The sequence below is a fragment of the Sphingomonas sp. FW306-05-A genome, from assembly GCF_058782275.1.
This window is the reverse complement of the sequence record NZ_JBYSXN010000003.1, coordinates 81576-100756: the sequence shown is the minus strand read 5'-3', so window position 1 is coordinate 100756 and position 19181 is coordinate 81576. Positions and strand designations below refer to the sequence as shown.

At 65.1% G+C, this 19181-nt stretch carries 13 protein-coding genes and 1 pseudogene; 8 read left to right on the top strand and 6 right to left on the bottom strand.

Features of this window, described 5'->3' with window-relative positions:
• The first annotated feature begins 44 nt into the window (after positions 1 to 44).
• Complete coding sequence (locus AC3WJR_RS16770) at positions 45 to 2825, top strand: TonB-dependent receptor (protein ID WP_492726367.1); 2781 nt, start codon at positions 45 to 47, stop codon at positions 2823 to 2825.
• A 45-nt stretch (positions 2826 to 2870) separates the two neighbouring features.
• On the opposite strand, the gene AC3WJR_RS16765 is transcribed toward AC3WJR_RS16770, so the two are convergent.
• Positions 2871 to 3932, bottom strand: coding sequence for a mannose-1-phosphate guanylyltransferase/mannose-6-phosphate isomerase (locus tag AC3WJR_RS16765; protein WP_492726365.1), 1062 nt, complete (start codon positions 3930 to 3932; stop codon positions 2871 to 2873).
• Positions 3933 to 4185: 253 nt separating this feature from the next.
• On the opposite strand from AC3WJR_RS16765, the gene AC3WJR_RS16760 reads away from it, so the two are divergent.
• From AC3WJR_RS16760 to AC3WJR_RS16735, 6 genes are all read left to right on the top strand, one after another.
• On the top strand, positions 4186 to 5001 hold the full coding sequence (locus AC3WJR_RS16760) for an ATP-binding protein (protein WP_492726363.1): 816 nt from the start codon (positions 4186 to 4188) through the stop codon (positions 4999 to 5001).
• A 186-nt stretch (positions 5002 to 5187) separates the two neighbouring features.
• Positions 5188 to 5685, top strand: coding sequence for a YfiR/HmsC family protein (locus tag AC3WJR_RS16755; protein WP_492726361.1), 498 nt, complete (start codon positions 5188 to 5190; stop codon positions 5683 to 5685).
• Position 5686: 1 nt separating this feature from the next.
• A complete protein-coding gene (locus AC3WJR_RS16750) occupies positions 5687 to 7726 on the top strand; it encodes a TonB-dependent receptor plug domain-containing protein (protein ID WP_492726359.1) in 2040 nt (679 codons plus the stop codon).
• The gene (locus AC3WJR_RS16745) at positions 7716 to 9536 is read left to right on the top strand and encodes a methyl-accepting chemotaxis protein (RefSeq protein ID WP_492726357.1); all 1821 of its coding nucleotides are present in this window, start codon (positions 7716 to 7718) and stop codon (positions 9534 to 9536) included. Before AC3WJR_RS16750 ends, AC3WJR_RS16745 begins: the two co-directional genes overlap by 11 nt.
• A gap of 98 nt (positions 9537 to 9634) precedes the next feature.
• Positions 9635 to 9907, top strand: a complete 273-nt coding sequence (locus tag AC3WJR_RS16740; RefSeq protein ID WP_354283218.1) for a hypothetical protein — start codon at positions 9635 to 9637, stop codon at positions 9905 to 9907.
• A 174-nt stretch (positions 9908 to 10081) separates the two neighbouring features.
• Complete coding sequence (locus AC3WJR_RS16735) at positions 10082 to 10873, top strand: ThuA domain-containing protein (RefSeq protein WP_492726354.1); 792 nt, start codon at positions 10082 to 10084, stop codon at positions 10871 to 10873.
• Between the two features lie 79 nt (positions 10874 to 10952).
• Here the strand turns inward: AC3WJR_RS16735 and AC3WJR_RS16730 are convergent, their stop codons facing one another.
• Together AC3WJR_RS16730 and AC3WJR_RS16725 are read right to left on the bottom strand one after the other, a co-directional pair.
• Positions 10953 to 12059, bottom strand: coding sequence for a cellulase family glycosylhydrolase (locus tag AC3WJR_RS16730; protein WP_492726352.1), 1107 nt, complete (start codon positions 12057 to 12059; stop codon positions 10953 to 10955).
• Positions 12060 to 12145: 86 nt separating this feature from the next.
• Positions 12146 to 15157, bottom strand: coding sequence for a TonB-dependent receptor (locus tag AC3WJR_RS16725; RefSeq protein ID WP_492726350.1), 3012 nt, complete (start codon positions 15155 to 15157; stop codon positions 12146 to 12148).
• Positions 15158 to 15388: 231 nt separating this feature from the next.
• Here AC3WJR_RS16725 and AC3WJR_RS16720 point away from each other — a divergent pair, with 231 nt between their 5' ends.
• On the top strand, positions 15389 to 15916 hold the full coding sequence (locus AC3WJR_RS16720) for a hypothetical protein (RefSeq protein WP_492726348.1): 528 nt from the start codon (positions 15389 to 15391) through the stop codon (positions 15914 to 15916).
• On the opposite strand, the pseudogene AC3WJR_RS16715 reads toward AC3WJR_RS16720, so the two are convergent.
• The 3 genes and pseudogenes from AC3WJR_RS16715 to AC3WJR_RS16705 form a co-directional block, all read right to left on the bottom strand.
• Positions 15914 to 16936: pseudogene (locus tag AC3WJR_RS16715) on the bottom strand (glycoside hydrolase family 43 protein); the annotation flags it as partial. The gene AC3WJR_RS16720 and the pseudogene AC3WJR_RS16715 overlap by 3 nt on opposite strands.
• A gap of 12 nt (positions 16937 to 16948) precedes the next feature.
• Positions 16949 to 17968 (bottom strand): arabinan endo-1,5-alpha-L-arabinosidase, encoded by a 1020-nt coding sequence (locus AC3WJR_RS16710; protein WP_492726346.1) that lies wholly within the window; start codon positions 17966 to 17968, stop codon positions 16949 to 16951.
• Entirely contained in the window at positions 17965 to 19140 is a 1176-nt protein-coding gene (locus AC3WJR_RS16705; protein WP_492726344.1) for a glycoside hydrolase family 43 protein, read from the bottom strand. Before AC3WJR_RS16705 ends, AC3WJR_RS16710 begins: the two co-directional genes overlap by 4 nt.
• Positions 19141 to 19181 lie beyond the last annotated feature (41 nt).

The following is a 19181-nucleotide window of genomic DNA, read 5'->3' as shown; positions in this document are numbered from 1 at the left end:
ACGAAGGACCGGGAACCCCCGGCCTTTGTCAGGGGAAATCGCTAATGTTCGGAAACTTCCGGGCGCGCACATGCGCGCCACGGGCGGCGCTTTGTGCTGCCCTGCTCGCTTCGACCGCAACCACGGCGTTTGCCGCAGACGTCGCCGGGCGCGTCGTCGATCCCGCGACGGGTAACGCGCTTCCGGGCGCGACCGTCACGGCAGGCGACCGCAGCGCGGTCGCCGACGACGACGGCATGTTCGTCCTGCGCGATCTTCCCGCCGGCCCGGTCGAGCTGACCTTCCGCTACGTCGGCTACCCCCGCGCCACGCGCGCGGCGGTGTCGAGCGATGCCCCGACCGTCGTGGAGTTCCGGCTCGAAGCGCCGATCGCCGACCCCGCGGGCAACGACATCGTCGTGACCGGCCAGCGCGCCGCCGACCGCCGCGCGCTGCAAGCGAAGCGGACGTCGAATGTCATCCAGGATACGCTCAACGCGAATGACGTAGGCAAGCTGCCCGACCAGAACGTCGCTGAAGCGGTCCGTCGCCTGCCCGGCATCTCGATCGCCAACGACCAGGGCGAGGGCCGCTACGTCATCATCCGCGGGGCAAACCCCAACCTCGCTAACGTCACGATCAACGGCCAGACTGCGCCTGCCCCCGAACCCGAGGGACGGCAGGTCAAGCTCGACGATATCCCGTCCTCGCTGATCGGCTCGGTCACCGTCATCAAGTCGCTCACCCCCGATCGCGACGCCAATGCGATCGCGGGGCAAGTCGACATCGACACGCTCACCGCATTCGACCGGACCAAGGCGTTCGCCAACGCGCGGCTGGTCAACGGCTACAACAATCTCAACAGCCGCAGCCCTTATGAGGGCGACATCACCGCTGGCTCGCGCTTCGGTGCGGACAAGACCTTCGGGGTCGTGCTCTCGGCCAATTACTCGCGCCGCCCGATCGAGTCCGAGAATTTCCAGGGATCGTCCAACTGGAAGACGGTCAACGGCGTCGCGGTCCCCGACGATTACCGCGTCCGCGATTACAATTTGACGCGCACCCGCTACGGCGCGGTCGGCAATTTCGACTGGCGCCCGAACGCGACCACCAGCGTCTATCTCCGCACGCTCTATTCAGCGTTCAAGGATCACGAGACGCGCGACCAGTTCCGCATCGAGATCCCGCAGACCGCGACGGTCGCGGCGGGGGGTACGTTCAGTTCGCGCGGGACGCGCTTCCTGCGGCTGCGCAACGAGGACGATTCGACCTTCACCGGCCAGTTGGGCGGCAAGTTCGGGTTCGGCGGATCCCAGCTCGAAGTCAGCGGCACCTACAGCAAGGCGCTCAAGAAGGACCCGCTCCGCTCGGAATATTCGTTCCGCACCGGCAGCACCGCGCTTACCGGCCTGTCGCTCGATCGCAGCGATCCGCTGTTCACCGTCAACACCGCCAATGCGACATCGACCAACCCCGCTTTGTTCAGCGGCTACCGCGTCAATTACGATCGTCGTCGCGCCGCGGAGGATCTGTACCAGGGCCGCGCCGACCTGACCGTCCCGATCGGGCTCGGCAGCGACAGCACCATCAAGCTCGGCGGCAAGTTCCAGCAGACCGACAAGACCAACAACCGCGATTTCCAGCAGTATAATCTGACCGCGGGCAATCTTTCGACGACCGGCGCGTCGAGCAACGACGGCAGCACGATCTACGACGGTCGCTATGCGGTCGGTCCGCGGATCGATTACGATCGCGCGCAGACCTATTACACCGTCACCAACCCCGGCGCGCGGACGCTCGACGCGGCAGGCAGCCTCGCCAACTCATTGGTCAACGATTACGACCTCAGCGAGAAGGTCTTTGCCGGTTACGTCATGGGCACGTTCAAGCTCGACGCGCTCACCATCATCCCGGGCGTCCGGGTCGAGCACACCGACGGCACCTACAGGGGCAAGTCCTTCACCACCGCCTCGACCGCGAGCCAAGGCTTCAACGTTGTCAATACGCGGCGCTACACCAACGCCTTCCCGGACCTGAACGTCCGCTTCGACGCGACCGACAAGCTGGTGCTGCGCGCGGCGGCGACCACCGCGATCGGCCGCCCCAATTATGCCGACCTGGCACCTTATACGAGCGTATCAGACACGACGAACAACCGCGGCGTGGTCGCGCTCGGCAACCCCGAGCTCAAGCCGTACAAGGCGGTCGCGGGGGATCTGTCGGCGGAATATTACCTGCCGGGCCAGGGCATCCTGTCGGTCGCTGCCTTCTACAAGCATCTCGACGATCCGATCTTCACCGCGGGGCTCAACCGCGCGGGGACGTTCGGTGGCGTCACCTTCAGCAACGCGCTGGTGACCCAACCGATCAACGCGCAGAGCGCCGAGCTCTACGGGGTCGAGGCGAACCTGCAGACGCAGCTGCACTTCCTGCCCTCGCCGCTCGATGGTCTCGGCGTGTCGGGCAACTTCACCTATACCGACGGGTCGGCGCGCGGCGTCCCCAATCGCGCGGACAAGGTGCCCAACTTCCTCCAGTCGAAATACATCGGCACCGCGCAGATCTTTTACGAGAAATACGGCCTGACCGCGCGGCTCGCCTATACCTATCGATCGGCCTATCTCGACACGCTGGGGGATTCGATCGCGACCGATCAATATACGGGTGAGAACAACTCACTCGACGCGCGGATCGGCTTCTCGCCGGTCAAGGCGTACACGCTGTTCGTCGAGGCGAGCAATCTGCTCGATTCCCCTTGGCGCCGGTATCAGGCGGTCAAGACCCAGGTGATCGAGAACGAACGCTATCGCCAGAGCTTCCGCGTCGGCGTCCAGCTGGCCTTCTGATGCCCATCCCCCCGCCGCACCCGCGGCGGGGGGATCGCTTTCGTATCAGCGCTTCATCGCCTCGATCAGCGCCTTGACCTCCTGGCTCCGCCCGCGCGGGAGGATCAGGATGTCCTTGCCGCTGGCGACGACGATCAGATCCTCGACCCCGACCAGCGCGACCCGCGCGCCGTCGCTGCGAACGAGGCAGTTCTTGGTGTCGATCGCGATGACTTCGCCGTCACCCTGCCCACCGTGCGCGTTGCCGTCGGCATCGCGCTCGCTGATTTCGTGGAGCGCATCCCAGCTGCCGAGATCGCTCCACCCCATGCTGACGGGGACGACCGCGACGCGCTCGGCCTTTTCCATCACCGCATAATCGATCGAATCGGACGGTGCCGCCGCAAACGCCGCTGCATCCGGAAACACGCGCGTTCCCTCGCGGCGCGCGCTCGTCATCGCCTTCTCGCAGGCGGCGAGCATCTCGGGCGCGTGGGTCGCGAGTGCGGCAAGATACGCATCGGCGCGGAACAGGAAGATCCCGCCGTTCCAAGCGTGATCGCCCGCCGCCAGCATTGCCTCGGCGGCATCGCGCGGCGGCTTCTCGACGAAATTGGCGACGCGGTGGACGCCTCCAGAGATTTCCTCACCGATGCGGATCCAGCCATAGCCCGTCTCCGGCGCTTGCGGATCGATCCCGAACGTCACCAGCCACCCCTGCTCGACCAGCGGCAACGCCGCCTGGATCGCCGCATGAAAGGCGGGCACGTCGAGGATCACGTGATCCGACGGCGTCACGAGCAGCGGCGCATCGCCTGCCGCCACCAACGCCGCCAGCGCGATCGCGGGTGCCGTGTTGCGCCCGGCCGGTTCGAGAATAAGCGCCTGCGGTGCAGCGGAAATCGCCTCCAGCTGTGCTTCCACCATGTCCACATGGCGAGCATTCGCCACGACGATCGGCGCGGCGAACGTCTCCCCCTGTGCGCGCAGCGCAGTCAGCTGGAGCATCGTTTCGTCCGCCGTCAGTGCCAGCATCTGCTTGGGCATCTCGGGCGTCGACATCGGCCACAGTCTAGTCCCCGATCCGCCCGACAGGATAACCGGAACGATCGACGTGGACTGCGACATACAAAATTCCTCTTCTCCGCTCGCTATAACGCGCGCTTACACCTGATAACCCGCGATGCCCGCGCGGGCTCCCGCCTTCAACCCTTCTTTGTCGATTTCCGCCAGATCGGCCTCTAGCCTCGACGGAGTCCCTGGCGGGCTTCCGTCGGGGCAAGCAGGGTACACGCAAGATCATCAGACTGTTCGGGCATTACAATCCGCAATGCCGTGCTCCTGCTGGCGATACCCCGCCGCGGCGTGTAGCACTCCGGCGATGACCAAACCGCTCGCCCGTATCGCCGCCGCGCTCGAACGCCTGTCCCCGCCCCAGGCAGAGTCGACGGATCCGTCCGCGCACCAGGCTTATGTCTGGCGCGGCGTGGCGCTCGAACCGGTGCGTGCGTTTCGCCCGCTGCCACTCGACCGGCTGCATGGCATCGATGCCCAGAAAGCCGCGCTACTCGCGACCGCGGAGCGTCTGGCGGACGGTGCCGCCGCCCACGACGTCCTGCTGTGGGGCGCGCGCGGGTCGGGCAAGTCCGCGCTGGTCAAGAGCGTGACTGGCGCAGTGCAGGCGGCCGACGGAAACCTCGCGCTGATTGAGATCGTCACGCCGCAGCTCGATACCTTGCCCGCGCTGTTCCGCCTGATCGCGGACGTTCCGCGGGCATTCCTACTGTTCCTCGACGATCTCGGGTTCGATGCGGCCGCCGACGGGCGCGCGCTGCGCTCGATGCTGGATGGGGGCGCGGAGGCGCGGCCGGCCAATGCGCGGCTCGTGGTCACGTCGAACCGCCGCCATCTCGTCCCGCGCGACCTGATCGACCAGCCGAACGCGGTCAATCCGCGCGACGCCGCCGATGACGGCCTTGCGCTGGCGGACCGATTCGGACTGAGCCTCGGGTTCCATGTCGTCGATCAGGACGGCTATCTGGCGATCGTCCGCGCTTATGCGACCGCGCACGACCTGCCGTTCGACCCCACGGATGCAGTCGGCTGGGCGACTCGCCGCGGCAGTCGTTCTGGACGCGTCGCATGGCATTACATCGTCGACCTCGCCGGTCGCCACGGCCGCACGCTTGAGGTCTGACGCGCAGCGAAATCGCCTGAAGCATGACGAGGAAAGCCCCTCGTGCTGAATGCGCACAGCGACCGCAGGTCCAGAATATTGCCCACCTAACCGCCACTTAACCGCCGTGTTAACCGATTGGAGACGCCCGCCTGCGATGACGCTGATCGTCGTGTAGGGGGTAGCGTGTTCAAATCCTGGTCATCCATGTGCGCCGTTATGGTGCTGGTCGTGGCCGCGCCGTCGAGCGCGGAACTCAACGTGCCGATCGCGGCGCGAGTCGTCTCCTTCCTTCAGCCGCCGCCGAGCGGAACGGTCGCGGCGGCGATCCTGTTCGATCCCGACAATGCGGCCTCGGAAGCGGAAGCCAATGCGATCGAACGCTCGATCGGATCGGGTCTCGCCGCCGGACGCAGTGCGATTCGCGCCCGCCGTCTGCCGATCGGCACGATGGGCTCGTTGAGCGGCTTCGACATCGCCTTCGTCACCACAGGGTTGCGCGCCGAACAGGGCGGAATCGCCGCCGCGGCTGTCAGATCGTCGGTCCTGACGATCTCGTCCGACACGGCCTGTGTCCAGGCGAGCCGGTGCGTGGTCGGCATCACCTCGGCGCCCAAGACCCAGATCATCGTCAACCGCGCCGCCGCGCGCGCCTCAAAAATCCGATTCGGCTCGGCATTCCTGATGCTGGTCAAGGAAATCTGAGATGTTTGCTCCTTTGCGTATCCATAGCTTGCGCACGGTCCTCACGATCGGCGCCGCGCTGAGCCCGGCTGCCGCCTTTGCCCAGGCGGTCGATTACCAGGCGTTGCAGGCAACCGTCGGCGAGCCGGTCACGACCAGCGTTACGGGCACGCCGCAACGCGCATCCGAACTGCCCGCCTCCGCGACGATCGTCACGCGCGACGACATCGCGCGCTCGCCGGCGCGCGACGTGCCCGGACTGCTCAAGACGCTCGCGGGAATCGACGTCAACCGCTGGACGGCGGGGCAGACTGACGTCGCGGTGCGCGGTGGGGTTCAGACCTACAATGCCAAGCTGCTTGTCCTGGTCGACGGCCGGCAGGTCTATCTCGACCATTACGGCATGACCGACTGGAACCTGCTCGGCGTCCAGCTCGAGGAAATCCAGCAGATCGAGCTGGTCCGCGGCCCGGCGAACGCGCTGTACGGCTTCAATGCCGCGAGCGGCGTCGTCAATATCATCACCCGGCGGGGCACGTCCGCCCCCGCGGCGACCGCGACCGCCGAGCTTGGCAACCACGACATCAGCAAGCTGGCGGCGTCGGTGCTGCTGCCGGTCACGCCTTCCATCGGGATCAAGCTCGCCGCCGCCCGCGCGCGCGAGGACGAACGCCGCATCCCGTCGACGCTGCTCCGCCCCGACATGGTCTTCGATGTCGCGAGCGATCAACTGTCCGCCGATGTCGACGGCACGTTCGGCGCGCTGCAGGTTGCGCTTGGCGGCGGCCATTCGACCAATCGTCAGGTCGAATATCTGCCGAGCCAGCTGCTGTCGAACCAGGACTATACGAGCGACACGATTCACGGATCGGCGACCCGCGACACCAGCTGGGGCGGCGTGACCGTCAACGGCTACGTCAACTGGCTGGATGCGCAGTATGGCGTCGGTGCCGGGCCGGGTGCGACCGATCCGATCGAGTACAAGAACCGTATCATCGTCGGCCAAGCGTCGTCGCTGATCCGGCTCGACATGACGAATACGCTGCGGCTCGGGGCCGAATATCGCAACAACCGGCTCGAGTCCGAATATCAGTTCGCACAGCGCATCTCCTATGATGTCGCCTCGGCCAATGCGATGCTCGACCTGCACCCGCAGGAGCAAGTGTCGTTCACGGTTGCCGGGCGGCTGGACCGGCTCTGGCTCCACCAGTCGGGTGCGATGCCGCAGCCGGTCTATGACGATCCCGCCGCGTTCGACCGCGCCTTCACGCGGTTCAGCTTCAACGCGGCATTGCTGATCCACACCGGCGCCGACGGTTTGCTGCGGATCAACGGCGGTCGCGCTTATCAGCTTCCCTCTCTCGTGAATTTCGGCATCCGCATTCCGATTATCACTCCTTCCCCCGTGCCGATCTTCGTCGCAGGGTCGCCGCAGATCGATCCCGTCACGGTATGGAGCGGTGAGATCGGCTACACCCACCCGCTCGGTGGCGTGAAACTGGAGGCGACCGGGTTCGCGACCTGGACCCGCGACGCGATCGCATCGCCGGGTGACGGTCTGCAGACCGAGCTGTTCCTGTCACCGCTGCCCTCGCTGGTCGCACGGTTCCGCGCGGTCGGCGACTATACCACTTACGGCGTGGAACTCGCGGCATCCGGGTCGCTCGCAAAACTGACGTGGCGTGCGAACTACACCTGGACGCACACCGACGATCGATTGCCTCCGGTGACATTGCCGATTCCCTATGCGCTCGCGCCGCGGTCGACCACGCCGCTGCACAAGGCCAATGTCGTGCTTGGGTATGACATCGGCCCGGTGACGCTCAGCGGAGTGGCGCGCTACACCTCTGCGTCGCGCCAGCTTGCCTTCTCGCCCACGCCACAGTTGCTGCTGTATCCGGTCAGCGACGCGGTGACGCTCGACGCCCGCGTCGGCTACCGCGTGACGAAGGCGGTCGAGCTGTTCGCCGCGGGCGAGAATCTGGCGCTCGCGGGCGGTGCTGCGGTCTCGCCGATCCCGGCGGATCGGCGAGTCCGGGCGGGGGTACGCCTTGCGCTTTGACGCGTTCCCCCGGCTGGTCCAGCGGCTCGAGGAGCGGTTGAGGCTACCCAACCGTTCGATCAGGACGAAGGTCGCGGCAACACCCGCGATCATGCTGGTGCTGTTCATGGCAATGGCGATCGCGAGCACCACCGCGCTGTTGCTGACCGGTCGCAGCGTCGACCACATCGTCAATCACGACATGCAGGACATCAATCGCCTCAACGCGATCACGCAGCGGTTCGATACCGCCAACCTCGACGTCTATCACCTGCTCGTGCTCAAGGCGGCAAACCCGACCGTGACGATCGATCCGCAGGTCGGCGTGATCCGGGCGGAACTGCGCGATGTCCGGTTGCGGCTGGTCCAGTTCCGCCAAACGCATCCGAACCAGGCGGATGCGTTGAAGCCCGTCGTCGGGGAACTCGACCAGTATATCGCGACCGTCGACGTGCTGACATCGATGCTCGCGATCGACTTTGCCAGCACGTCCGCGATGATCGAGCCGTTCCGTACCAACGCGCAGCGCATCAACGTGCAGATCCGGCAAGTCACTGCCGCGGGTATCCGGAGCGCGGATCGCGGGGCCGGCGGTGCGCTGATGATCACTCGGATCACGATTCTCATCCTGCTGCTGGCGCTCGTCGTCAGCACCGCGATCAGCCTGATCATGGCCTATCTCGTCGGTCGGTCGATCGTCACCTCGATCACCGGGATCGCGGCGGCGACCGAAGCGGTGATGAACGAGCGCGAGATCGATTTCACCACGCTGAAACGGCGCGACGAACTCGGGCTGGTGGTGACCGCGCTTGAATCCTTCCAAGACCACCGTGCGGAGGCAAAGACGCTGGCGGTGCGCGCGGAAACACTGCGACTGCGCGCGCAGGAGGAAAAGCAACGCCAGTCCGACGCGATCGCTGCCCTCGAAGCGCAGACCCGGCAGGAGCGCGAACGCACGCTGCAGCAGCTGGCGGTAGCATTCGACCGCCAGGTCACCGGAATCATCCGCAAGGCGCAAGGCGCGATGATCCAGCTCGAGGCCAATGCCGCCAGCCTGCAGGGGGCGATCAACGGCAATCGCCGGCTGGCGCACGACCTAGACGTCATTGCGGACATGTTCGCGACCGAGATGTTCGAAGCGGGGAAGGAAACGCAGTCGCTCGCGCGCGCCTTTGACGATATCGACCGTGAAGTCGCCGGTACCAGCCTCGCCGCCAAGTCGATCACCGAACATGCTCGTAGCGCGAACGAGACGGTCGCGCTGTCGCAGCAGCAGGCCGCGAGCATCGAGCAGATCGTCGACGTCATCACCGCGATTTCCAAGCAGACCAATTTGCTCGCGCTCAACGCCTCGATCGAGGCGGCACGCGCGGGTCCGGCGGGTGCCGGATTCGCGGTGGTGGCGGGGGAAGTCAAAATGCTCGCGTCGCGCACCGGCGCGAGCGCCCGCGACGTCCGCTCGAAGATCGAAGCGGTGCAGGGGCAGATCCAGTCGGTGGTGAAGACGACCGAGAGCCTCGGTGCCCTGATCCACAGCCTCGACGACGGAGCCGGCCGCGTCGCCACCATGTCGCGCGGCCAGACCCGCGCGATCGAGCAATTGAACGGCCGCATCACCGCGGTCGAGGACCGCAGCCAGACGCTCGCCGAAGCCAGCCGTCAGATCTCCTCGTCGGTTGACCAGAATCTCGCATCGATCAACGAAGTGCAGCAAACCGGTGCGATGCTGAAGCTGACATTGCAGTCGCTGGCCAACGATGCACAGCGCTTCACCGCGCATTTCGTCGTCAATGGCGACACTGGACAGGCCGACACGCAGCAGGCGGCCTGAGCCCCGGTCTGCGCGCAGCAACAAAAGTTTTCGACCGACATCTTGATCCGCTGCGGCCGAACGCACACCGTGGACTCTACACAGACTGGAGTGAATGCATGGCTGCCGACAAGATGGATATCTCTCAATCGTCTGTGATGGACAATGAGGACGAGAAACTGGTCGAGTTCATCGGCGAGGTCGATGGCGACGAATATCAGTTCGCGGTGCAATATGCCGTCCTCGAAGCGCTGAGCGGCGATGCGCCGGACGGCGATGCGGTCGAGCAGTTCAACCGCTTCGAAGATACCGTCGCCGAGGCGGGCCTCGTCGCGCTGGCGCGCAACAGCGATCAGGCAACGATCGTCATCAGCGAAAACGACCTCGAATAGTCGGTCCGCACGGCCCCTGCGCCACGAATGACGCTGGGGCCGTGCGCGATGCTCTGGCATTCGGCGCGCAGATGCGCCAAGTCGTTGAGCAACGGTAGCGGCGATGCCATGCGAAGACCCGATGTCTTCACTGCATCGCCGACGACGCCGGAACGATGAGAGGGAGGGCGTACGATGTCCAAGATGCTGGCGATAGTTGCGCTGCTCACGATGGGTCAGGCTGCGCCCAACCCGCATTTGCCGACCAAGACGTACGATACGGTGGCACCCGTCCTGCCCGAGAATCTCAACCGTGCGGTCCTGATCGTCTCCAAGACCAACGGCTGGCGGCACCTCGAACATATCCCGCATTCCAACGTCGTCCTCGCCGACATCGCCCGTGGCCTCGGCCGCAAGAGCTATGTCACCGAGAATGCGGCCGTCTTCAACGACGACCAGCTCCGCCATTTCTCGGTCGTCGTGCTCAACAGTGCGAGCGGCGACTTCATGACGCCCGACCAGAGCGCCGCCCTGGAACGCTTCGTCGCCCGCGGTGGCGGGATCGTGGCGCTGCATGCCGCAGGCGACAACAGCCATACCGGACCCTGGTATACCAAGACGATCATCGGGACGAAGTTCATTGGCCATCCCGGCGGCCCGGACCAGTTCCAGCCCGCGCGGATCGTCGTGGATCAGCCGCGCCATCCGGTCATGGCCGGCGTCAAGCTGCCCTGGTCGCCCGTCGACGAATGGTATTCGTTCGACGCCAACCCTGCGGCGGCGGGCATGACCGTGCTCGCGCGGATCGACGAGGCGTCGTATCGCCCTGGTGCCAAGCTGATGATGGGGGCGCACCCGGTCGTGTGGATCAATCCCACGACGAAAGGCCGCGTCGTCTATTCCGCGCTCGGCCATTCGCCTGAGAGCTACGACGATCCCAACTATCACCGGATGCTCACCAACGCGATCCGCTGGGCGGCACAGTAACGGCCCGGGGTATTGAGTCACGCTCGGCGGGATGCGCCGCATAAGCCCGGCGTCCCCGCCGGGCTGTGATCCGGGCTGACTATTTCTGCCCGCGCCCCGTCAATGTGCGAAGCTGCATGGCCTCCGCCGCACGATAGGGCGTCCCATCGCTGCGCAACACTTCGTGGAACCACACCGGCGGCTCGTCGAAGGTGTAAGGCTTCTTCCAGCTGTCCCACGGCAGCCGCGTCTGGCTCTTCCCGTCGACGAAGCCCCAGTTGATCATCGCGATCTTGCCTTGCTTGCCGATCGGCAGCGAACCGTCAAACGTAGAGCCTGCCCCTCGCGCCATATATTCGGTGCAGAAGACAGGACGGCCATAGCTCTGCATCTGCCGTGCGCGCGCCGCGAACTTCTCGGGCCAGCTATAGTCGTGGAAGCTCATCACGTCCGAATTCTCGACCTGAATGCGTTCGACCGGATCGAGCGTCGCGGCCTCGTCCCAATGCTCGCCCGTCCACAGCCCGCTGGTCAGCGGCTGCACCGGATCGGCCGCACGCGCCGCCTGGAAAACCTGCGCGATCAATTCGGCCACGAGCGCCTTCTTGTCGGGTGTCGGCACGTAGTTGCCGCCGCCCTCGTTATTGGGTTCGTTCCACACGTCCCACGCCAGCACGCGGTCGTCCTTCGCGAACCGGCCCACGATATCCTTCACATAAGCGATGAGTTTCGGATGCCCCTGCCGGTCGGCGAGCCTGGCCGCGCCCGGACCTTGTACCCAGCCGGAATTGTGGACGCCCGGGATCGGCGGATGTTGCGGCCCGGCGACCGGGTTGGGATCCCAGCAGCTGTCGAACAGGACGAAGACAGGCCGGATGTGATGCCGCGCGGCAATCTTCAGGAACGCGTCCATCCGGCGCTTCAGACCCTCGGGATCCGCCTCCCACAGCAGATTGTGGACGAACACGCGCATCGTGTTCATGCCAAGGCCTTCGGCCCAGCCCAGTTCCTTGTCGATCACGGCGGGATCGAACGTCTCGGCCTGCCACATCTCGAGCTGGTTGATCGCGTTCGCCGGCACGTAATTCGCCCCGACCGGCCAGGCCTGACGCGCATACCATGTGTTGGCCGCCTGTTTCGTCCAGAGGTCGCGGGCATCGGCCGCCGCCGGCACGGCCAGCGTACCCGCGATAGCCAAAAACGTCATGACGAAGCGCATCGTTGGACTCCCCTTCCGGACCGACCGGCAAATCGCGGCGGAGGGTCCACGCCCCTCCGCCGCATCAGGCATGCTTAGAAGCGGAACCGCGCGCCCAGGCCGTAATAGCGTCCCTCGTCGCGCACGTCGCGCGGGTAGGAACGGTTCGCGCCATATTGCGCATAGTTCCGGAATGGTCTCGCCAGCAGGTTGGAAGCGTCGAACGTCAACGTGATCGCTTTGACCGGCGTATAGTTGAACGAGAAGTCGATGCGCGTGACGCTTTCGGTTCCTTCGCCGAAATAAGCGCCATCGACGACCTGGTTTCCGTTCAGGAACCGCGACCGCCCGTTATACGACAGGCGAGTCGAGATCTCGTCCTTCTCGTAGAACAGCGCGGCATTGTAGCTCCACTTGGAAAGCCCCGGAATCCCCACGAGCGGTGGCGTCGTGTTGGCGGGGCTCAAATCCACCGGGAAGCGCTGTTTCCCATCGAGATAGGTGATGTTCCCCTGGACGCCGAACCCGCCGAAGATGCCCGGCAGGAAATCGAGGAACGTCTGTCCTCCGACCTCGATGCCCTTGATCTTGCCCGCGCCGGCGTTCGCCTGGGCGTTGACTTCGATCAGGCCGTACAGCGGATCCTGGAACCGCTGTGTGTACCCCGACAGGAAGCCGAACAGATCGCGATAGAAGAACGACGCGGTCAGCGACGCGTTCTTGGTGAAGTAATATTCGATCGTCGCGTCATAGTTCTTCGACGTCAGCGGAACGAGGTTCGGGTTGCCGCCATTGCCGTAATAGTTCGGACGGCCCTGCAGATTGGCAGGGAAACGCGGATCATTCAGGATCGTGACCGGTGTACCATCGGCATTCACGGTTGGCGATACGTTGGGGGTCAAGGTCACTGCAGGATTGAGCGCACCAAAGTCAGGCTTGGTGCGCGTCTCGGTGAAGGCGAACCGGATCTGCAGCTTGTCGTCCGGTCGGAACCGCAAGCTCACATTGGGCAGAATGTCGACATAATTGGCCTTGGTCGAGATCGCTTGTGCCGCGGTGACGACGTTGCCGCCGGCGTCGCGCTGAATGACGCCGTTGACCACGACCGGCACCGTTCCCTGACCGCTATACCGCCCGACCGTGTTGACGACGCGCGCGCCGATCAAGCCGTCCACCCGGACTGAACCGAGGTTGAACTCATATTTGGTCTGACCATAGAACGCGTAGGTCCGCTCCTTCGCGAGGAAGGCCTGCAACGGATCGAGCTGCACCTCCGGCGTGGAGAACAGGCGGAGCGCATCACGATATCCGACGTCATTCGGATTGGCCGCGACGAGGGTCTGGAGCTGTTGCTGCGAAAACTGCCGGAGCGCCACGGCATTGCCTTCGATCCCGGAACGGGTCGGCATCAGCCAGCTGGTCCAGCCCTGTGTCTGCCCGCGGAACGCGTTTGCGGTGAGTTCAGGCTCGCCAGCGGGCGTGTCGGCCAGCGGAATGCGCAAATTCTCGGTATAGGCGTAGCGGCTGCCACGGCGCAGCGACGCATCGCGATCCGTGTAGCGCACGCCGAACTGCAGCTTCGGCAACAGCGAGATATTGGTGTCGAGATCGATGTCGCCACGCCACTGCCAGCCGGATCCCTTCACCCGGTAGACGCTCTCGTAATAGCCGCGCCAAAGGTAGTTGGCAGGGTTGTCGGCCGCGTAACCGGGGAGGCTGAAGGCACTGCCGCCGTTGACGAAGAAGTTGACGTCCATCGTCGGCGCGGTGGTTTGCGCCATGTCGAAACTATACTCGTTCGAATCGTAATGGCTGGTCGTATAGGCAAGATCGCTCGAAATACGCGCGCGGCCGGTGTTCCACTTGAAGCCGCCGGCCCCCTGATAGGTATCCGTGTTGTTGACGTTGGTGCTGCGATACGCCTGCCCGCGTTCGCCCCCCGTCTTGGTCAGCGACTGGACCTGATCAGGATTGCCCTCGCGCAGGACGACGTTGGAGAGTGCCGCACTGCTGTTGAGCAGCGATGATTCATACAGATCGTTGGCACCGCGACCGCGATACCCCTGGTACAGGAAGTCGGAGTAGAACTCGAGGTTAGCCGCCGGCTTCCACTGCGCAGCGGCGTTGAACGCGGGGCGCCAGCGCTTGCCGCTGTCGTTGAACACGCCAACGCGTTCCGGAATACGGAAGGCGCGTCCGACCGAGCTGGGGCTCACCGTCACATTGTCGGGGATTGTGGTGGGAACGTTGCCGCTCGCGAAGCGCACGGCGTTGCGATATTGCGACTGCGCGTAGGATGCGTTGACCAACAGGCCGATCTCACCGATCGCCGTGTCGGTCCGCGCGCTGACCAGGATATTGCCCAGCGGATCGTATTTCTTGCTCTGGTCGTTGTAGGTGCCACGGATTCCGCCAGCGACGACGAACTTCTCGGTGAAATCGAACGGCCGCCGCGAGCGGACGTTGATCAGACCGGCAAGACCCGGCTCGAGCAGATCCGCCGTTCCCGACTTATAGACTTCGAGGCCAGCGAGCGCGCCTGCCGGGAAATCCTGCAGCTGCGACCGGCGGAGTTCGGCGGTGAAGATATCGCGACCGTTGAACGTCGTGGCAACGTCGGGAAGACCGCGCACGATCACCTGGCTGACTTCGTCGCTGTACCGGTTGACTTGTACGCCGGTAACGCGCGCAATCGATTCAGCGGCGGTATTGTCGGGGAGTTTGCCGATATCCTGCGCCACGACGGCGTCGAGAATGGCATCGGAGTTGCGCTTGATCGCCTGCGCGCTGCCGAGGCTGCCGCGATAGCCGGTGACGACGATATCGCCCGCCGGGACAGCCGGCGTCGGCGGGCCCGCGACCGGAGCCTGGGTGTCTGCCGATTGCGCACCGGCGTCCTCGGGCGAGAGATTTTCGGTCGCTTCGGTACCGGGGCTCTTGCCTTCCGCCGCCTGCGTGGCCTCCGTCTGTGCGACCGATGGCACGCCGGGCTGCGCGTTCGGAGCCGGTGTCTGTTGCTGCTCCGCAACCGGTGCGGTTTGCCCCCAGGCGGCCCCCGCGATCAATGCGAACGGTGCTGCGGAAACGAACAGTGCGAAGCGCTTCATGATTTTCCCCTCTCCTCATCAAGCGGTCCGGCTGTTGCCGTCGGACTCACTCTCCCATCCTATTTGTCCGACTAACTGATCGTGGTCAAGCCGTTCCTGTCAGAATGGATTACTGCATCCTGAACAGATCAATATTTTGCTAGACTTCAATTGTTAGGCAAATAGGATTTGTGCGAGCCAGCGTTGCGGTTCTGTTCGGGCTCACCACGGTTTTTGAAGGGATCACCGCGCGTGCCTTCCACATCGAACGGCCTCTGGCTTGTGATGCTGCTTGCGGTTTCCGCATCGGCTTCGGCATCTGCGCCACGCACGAGTTGGGGACGCGCCGGCGTTCCGCTTACCCAATATCGCGCCGACGCGGTTCAGTGCGGCAGGCTCGGCGCGAATGCGGACATTGCCGGCGAACCCGCGACCAAAGCCTTCGCCGCCGCCGAACGGTTCGCGGAGCGCAACCTCACCATGCAGCTTTCCGACACCGAACTCGCGACAGAACAGGCGCTGATGGTCCGGCGGTTACGCCCCGAACAGCGGCTGTCCGAAGTCCAGGTCGTGATGCTCAACACGACAGAACGATGCCTCACGCGGTTGGGCTATCGCCAGTTCACCCTCACCCGCGCGCAAAACCGCAGACTGGGCCGCCTGCGCGTCGGCACGCCCGAGCGTCACGCCTATCTTCACGCCTTGGCGAGCGACCCTGCCGTGTTGGAGGCGCAGTCGGTCCGCCCCGGCGTCGCCCCGGCGGCACGATCAGATCGATAGCGGCCCATTGGCTGCGGGTAGTCCGAAGTCGGGGGTACCGTCCGCACGATAGCCGAAGGTCTGGACGCGCGTATGCCGGTTGGGATCGTACAGCGGATCGCCGGTGATCTTGTCGTAATCGCGCGCATGATAGACCAGCACGTCGCGCCCGCGCCCGTCGACGGTAAAGCTGTTGTGGCCGGGGCCGTAGATGCGGCGTTCGGGCGCGGTCTTGAACACCGGTTCGGGCGACTTCGTCCATGCTGCCGGGTCCATCAGATCGGCGTCGTCGCGCGCGGTCAGCATGCCGAGACAATAGCGCGAGTCGGTCGCGCTTGCCGAATAGGTCACGAACACGCGTCCGTTGCGGATCAGCGGCGCGGGCCCCTCGGCGACCTTGAACCCCTGGATCTCCCACGGGAGCGTCGGGACGGTCAGCCGGGTCGGCTTGGCCGCCAGCGTCGTCGGCGTCGCCAGCGGCGCGAGATACAGGTTGGAGTTGGTCTCGATCCCCGGCTCCTGCTGCGCCCAGCAGAGATAGCGCGTCCCGCGGTGGACGAAGGTCGTCGAATCGAGCGTGAACGTATCCCACGGCGTCTCGAGCTGCCCCAGCACCGACCATTTGCCCGTCACCGGATCCTTGCCGTCGCACTGCAGGACGTAGGTGCGGATGTGAAAGACGTCCCCGCCATTCCCCGCCGCGACATAGACATACCAGCGGCCGTCGATCTGGTGGATCTCGGGTGCCCAGATGTGACCCGCCATCTTGCCGGATGCGGGGCGACGCCACAGCACCGTCTCCGGCGCGGTGGCCAGCCCGGCGATGGTTTTCGCCCGCCGCAGGATCACGCGGTCATATTCGGGAACCGACGCCGTGAAGGTGTAGAAGCCGTCGGCCTGCAGCGCGATCTGCGCATCGGCGCGCTGGCGGACCAGCGGGTTGATGATCGTCTCGCCGCGCGACTGCAGCGCCAGCAACGGCTGGGCGAGCCCGACCGTGGCGGCACCGGCGACGAAACTGCGGCGGGTCAAAATGGTCATCGGCATCGTCCTTCAGCTGTCGAGCGTAGGCCAACCGTCCCCCGCCCAGCGCATCCGCGCCAGACGCAGCGTCGGGACACCGCGACGGTCGCGGTCATAGGTGTGGTAGATCAGGTAATCGCGACCATCGCGGTCGTGCAGGAAACCGGCATGGCCGGGGCCGCGGAAGCGGTCCTTGCCGGCGGCATCGGCCTGCAACAGCACCGTCCCGCCGCCATCGCGCATCGGGGTTCCGGCGCGGTCGACATAAGGCCCGGTGATCGCGCGCGACCGTCCGATGACGAGGTGATAGTCGCTCTTGGCCCCCTGACAGCATCGGTCGAATGACGCGATCAACCAATACCAGCCGCCATGATCGATGATGAACGCCGCTTCGATCGCCGTATTGGGGCCGGGCGCGCGGCGCGCGATCGGGGTCAACGGCATGGCAGGGTCGGCGAGCTTGCCCGTCGCGGGATCGAGCCGCGCGAGCTTGAGGCCGGTCCAATAGCTGCCCAGCGCCAGCCACGCCCCGCCCTCCCGGTCGCGTACGAAATTGGGATCGATCGCATTGTAATCGTCGCCGGGCTTCGACGCGATCACCAGCCCTTCGTCGCGCCAGCCATAGCCGGGCTTGCCCGGATCGAGCGTCGGGCTGGTCAGCAACCCGATCACCGACCGCTGCTTGCCGAAGGTCGAGACCGAATAATACAGCCGGTACCGCCCGTTCGCGTAAGAGATATCGGGCGCCCAGATATCCTTCGCCCCCGGCACCGCCGCCAGCGCCCAGGCAGGGATCGCCGGAATCGGACCCGGCAACGCCCTCCACGTGACGAGATCGCGTGAGGTCCGCGCAAGGATCGGCAGCCGATCGCGCTGGCCCGTCGAATAGGAGTAATACGCGTCGCCCTCCCGGATCAGCACGGGATCGTGCCCCGGCACGATGTCGCCAGATAGCCGTTGGTTGAGCGACGGCGGGGCCGCACTCGTGCAAAGGACAGCCGCGACGATGAGCCCTAGCGTCGAGGCTGTCGCTCGACCAAAAAGCGTCACCGTGCGCCTCCGAAATAGCGTTCGAGCCGCGCCGCTTCCTCGGGCGTGACCGCCATCACCGCACCGTGCTTGGGCTGGACGAAGTTGGTCGCCTTCATCGGCGAGCCGGGATCGTTGAACCGGCCGATGTTGCGGAAGCTGACGAAATCGGTCGTCTCGGCAAACCCCATGTTGTTGGGCGTCACGCCGAACACGTCGTACATCAGCACCCATGTGTTGGTGCCGTGCCTGCGCCACAGATTGGGCGCTTCGGCCGCCACCGTCTCCGGGTCGATCTTGCGCGCATCGTAGACGTACCCGCGATCGATGTGGTTCGACACCGCCTGACGAATGCTGCCGGGCTTCTCATGCGCGACGTAGAACATCCGGTACTTGCCACCGACCAGCGTGATGTCCGCGTCGATCGTGTTCACCTGCGGCCGGGGATAGTCGAGGATCTTGCGCGGCACGGTGGTCAGCGTGGTGAAAGCGGGGTTCGCCTCCGACGAAACCATGAAATTGGGCCCGTTGCGGATTCGCGTGGTGAAATAGACCATCATCCGCCGAGTCTTGGGGTTGTAGATCGTCTCCGGCGCCCAGGCGTTGCCCGCCTGGCTGTACGCCGGGAACAGCCGCGACACGTCAACCTTGGCCAACGTCCAGTGGAGCAGGTCGACGCTCTTCATCAGCAGCATGTTGCGATTGTTGCCCCAGCCATAGTCCTGCTCCGGGCGTTCCCACTGCGTCGTCCGCACGCAGTCGCGTTGCCCGAACACGTGGAGGTCGGTCATCGCCATGTAGAAGGCACCATCGGGGCCGCGCATGATGTGCGGATCGCGAACGCCCTTCTGATCCGCGATCGACCGGCCCGACAGGATCGGCCGCCCCGCGTTCACATCGGTGAACGCGTGCCCGTCCCGCGACGTCGCGAAGTACAGCGAATGCGTATCGTCCTTGAAATAGACCATCAGATAGGCGGATTGTTTGCTGGCGGGCGTGACGTGCGCGGGTCCCAGTCGGGGAACGATCGCCAGTTGCCGCTCGCCCTCAGCGACCACGGGGTTTCGCGCAGCAGAACAGGCCGGTGCGCTCTTTGCGGAATCAACCCGCGGCGGGATCTGCTGGGCGACAGCCGTACCCGCCAGCGCGGAACCGATCAGGCCAGTCACGATAAATGCTCGGCCCAATGCCACTTCCAGTCTCCCCACCTACGGCATTATTCCGCTTCTTGTCT

What these genes read in the sequence shown, in the direction of transcription:
- AC3WJR_RS16770 (WP_492726367.1), top strand. Translation starts at nt 45, where the DNA reads ATGTTCGGAAACTTCCGGGCGCGCACATGCGCGCCACGGGCGGCGCTT.
- AC3WJR_RS16765 (WP_492726365.1), bottom strand. Translation starts at nt 3,932, where the DNA reads ATGTCGCAGTCCACGTCGATCGTTCCGGTTATCCTGTCGGGCGGATCG.
- AC3WJR_RS16760 (WP_492726363.1), top strand. Translation starts at nt 4,186, where the DNA reads ATGACCAAACCGCTCGCCCGTATCGCCGCCGCGCTCGAACGCCTGTCC.
- AC3WJR_RS16755 (WP_492726361.1), top strand. Translation starts at nt 5,188, where the DNA reads ATGTGCGCCGTTATGGTGCTGGTCGTGGCCGCGCCGTCGAGCGCGGAA.
- AC3WJR_RS16750 (WP_492726359.1), top strand. Translation starts at nt 5,687, where the DNA reads ATGTTTGCTCCTTTGCGTATCCATAGCTTGCGCACGGTCCTCACGATC.
- AC3WJR_RS16740 (WP_354283218.1), top strand. Translation starts at nt 9,635, where the DNA reads ATGGCTGCCGACAAGATGGATATCTCTCAATCGTCTGTGATGGACAAT.
- AC3WJR_RS16735 (WP_492726354.1), top strand. Translation starts at nt 10,082, where the DNA reads ATGTCCAAGATGCTGGCGATAGTTGCGCTGCTCACGATGGGTCAGGCT.
- AC3WJR_RS16730 (WP_492726352.1), bottom strand. Translation starts at nt 12,059, where the DNA reads ATGACGTTTTTGGCTATCGCGGGTACGCTGGCCGTGCCGGCGGCGGCC.
- AC3WJR_RS16725 (WP_492726350.1), bottom strand. Translation starts at nt 15,157, where the DNA reads ATGAAGCGCTTCGCACTGTTCGTTTCCGCAGCACCGTTCGCATTGATC.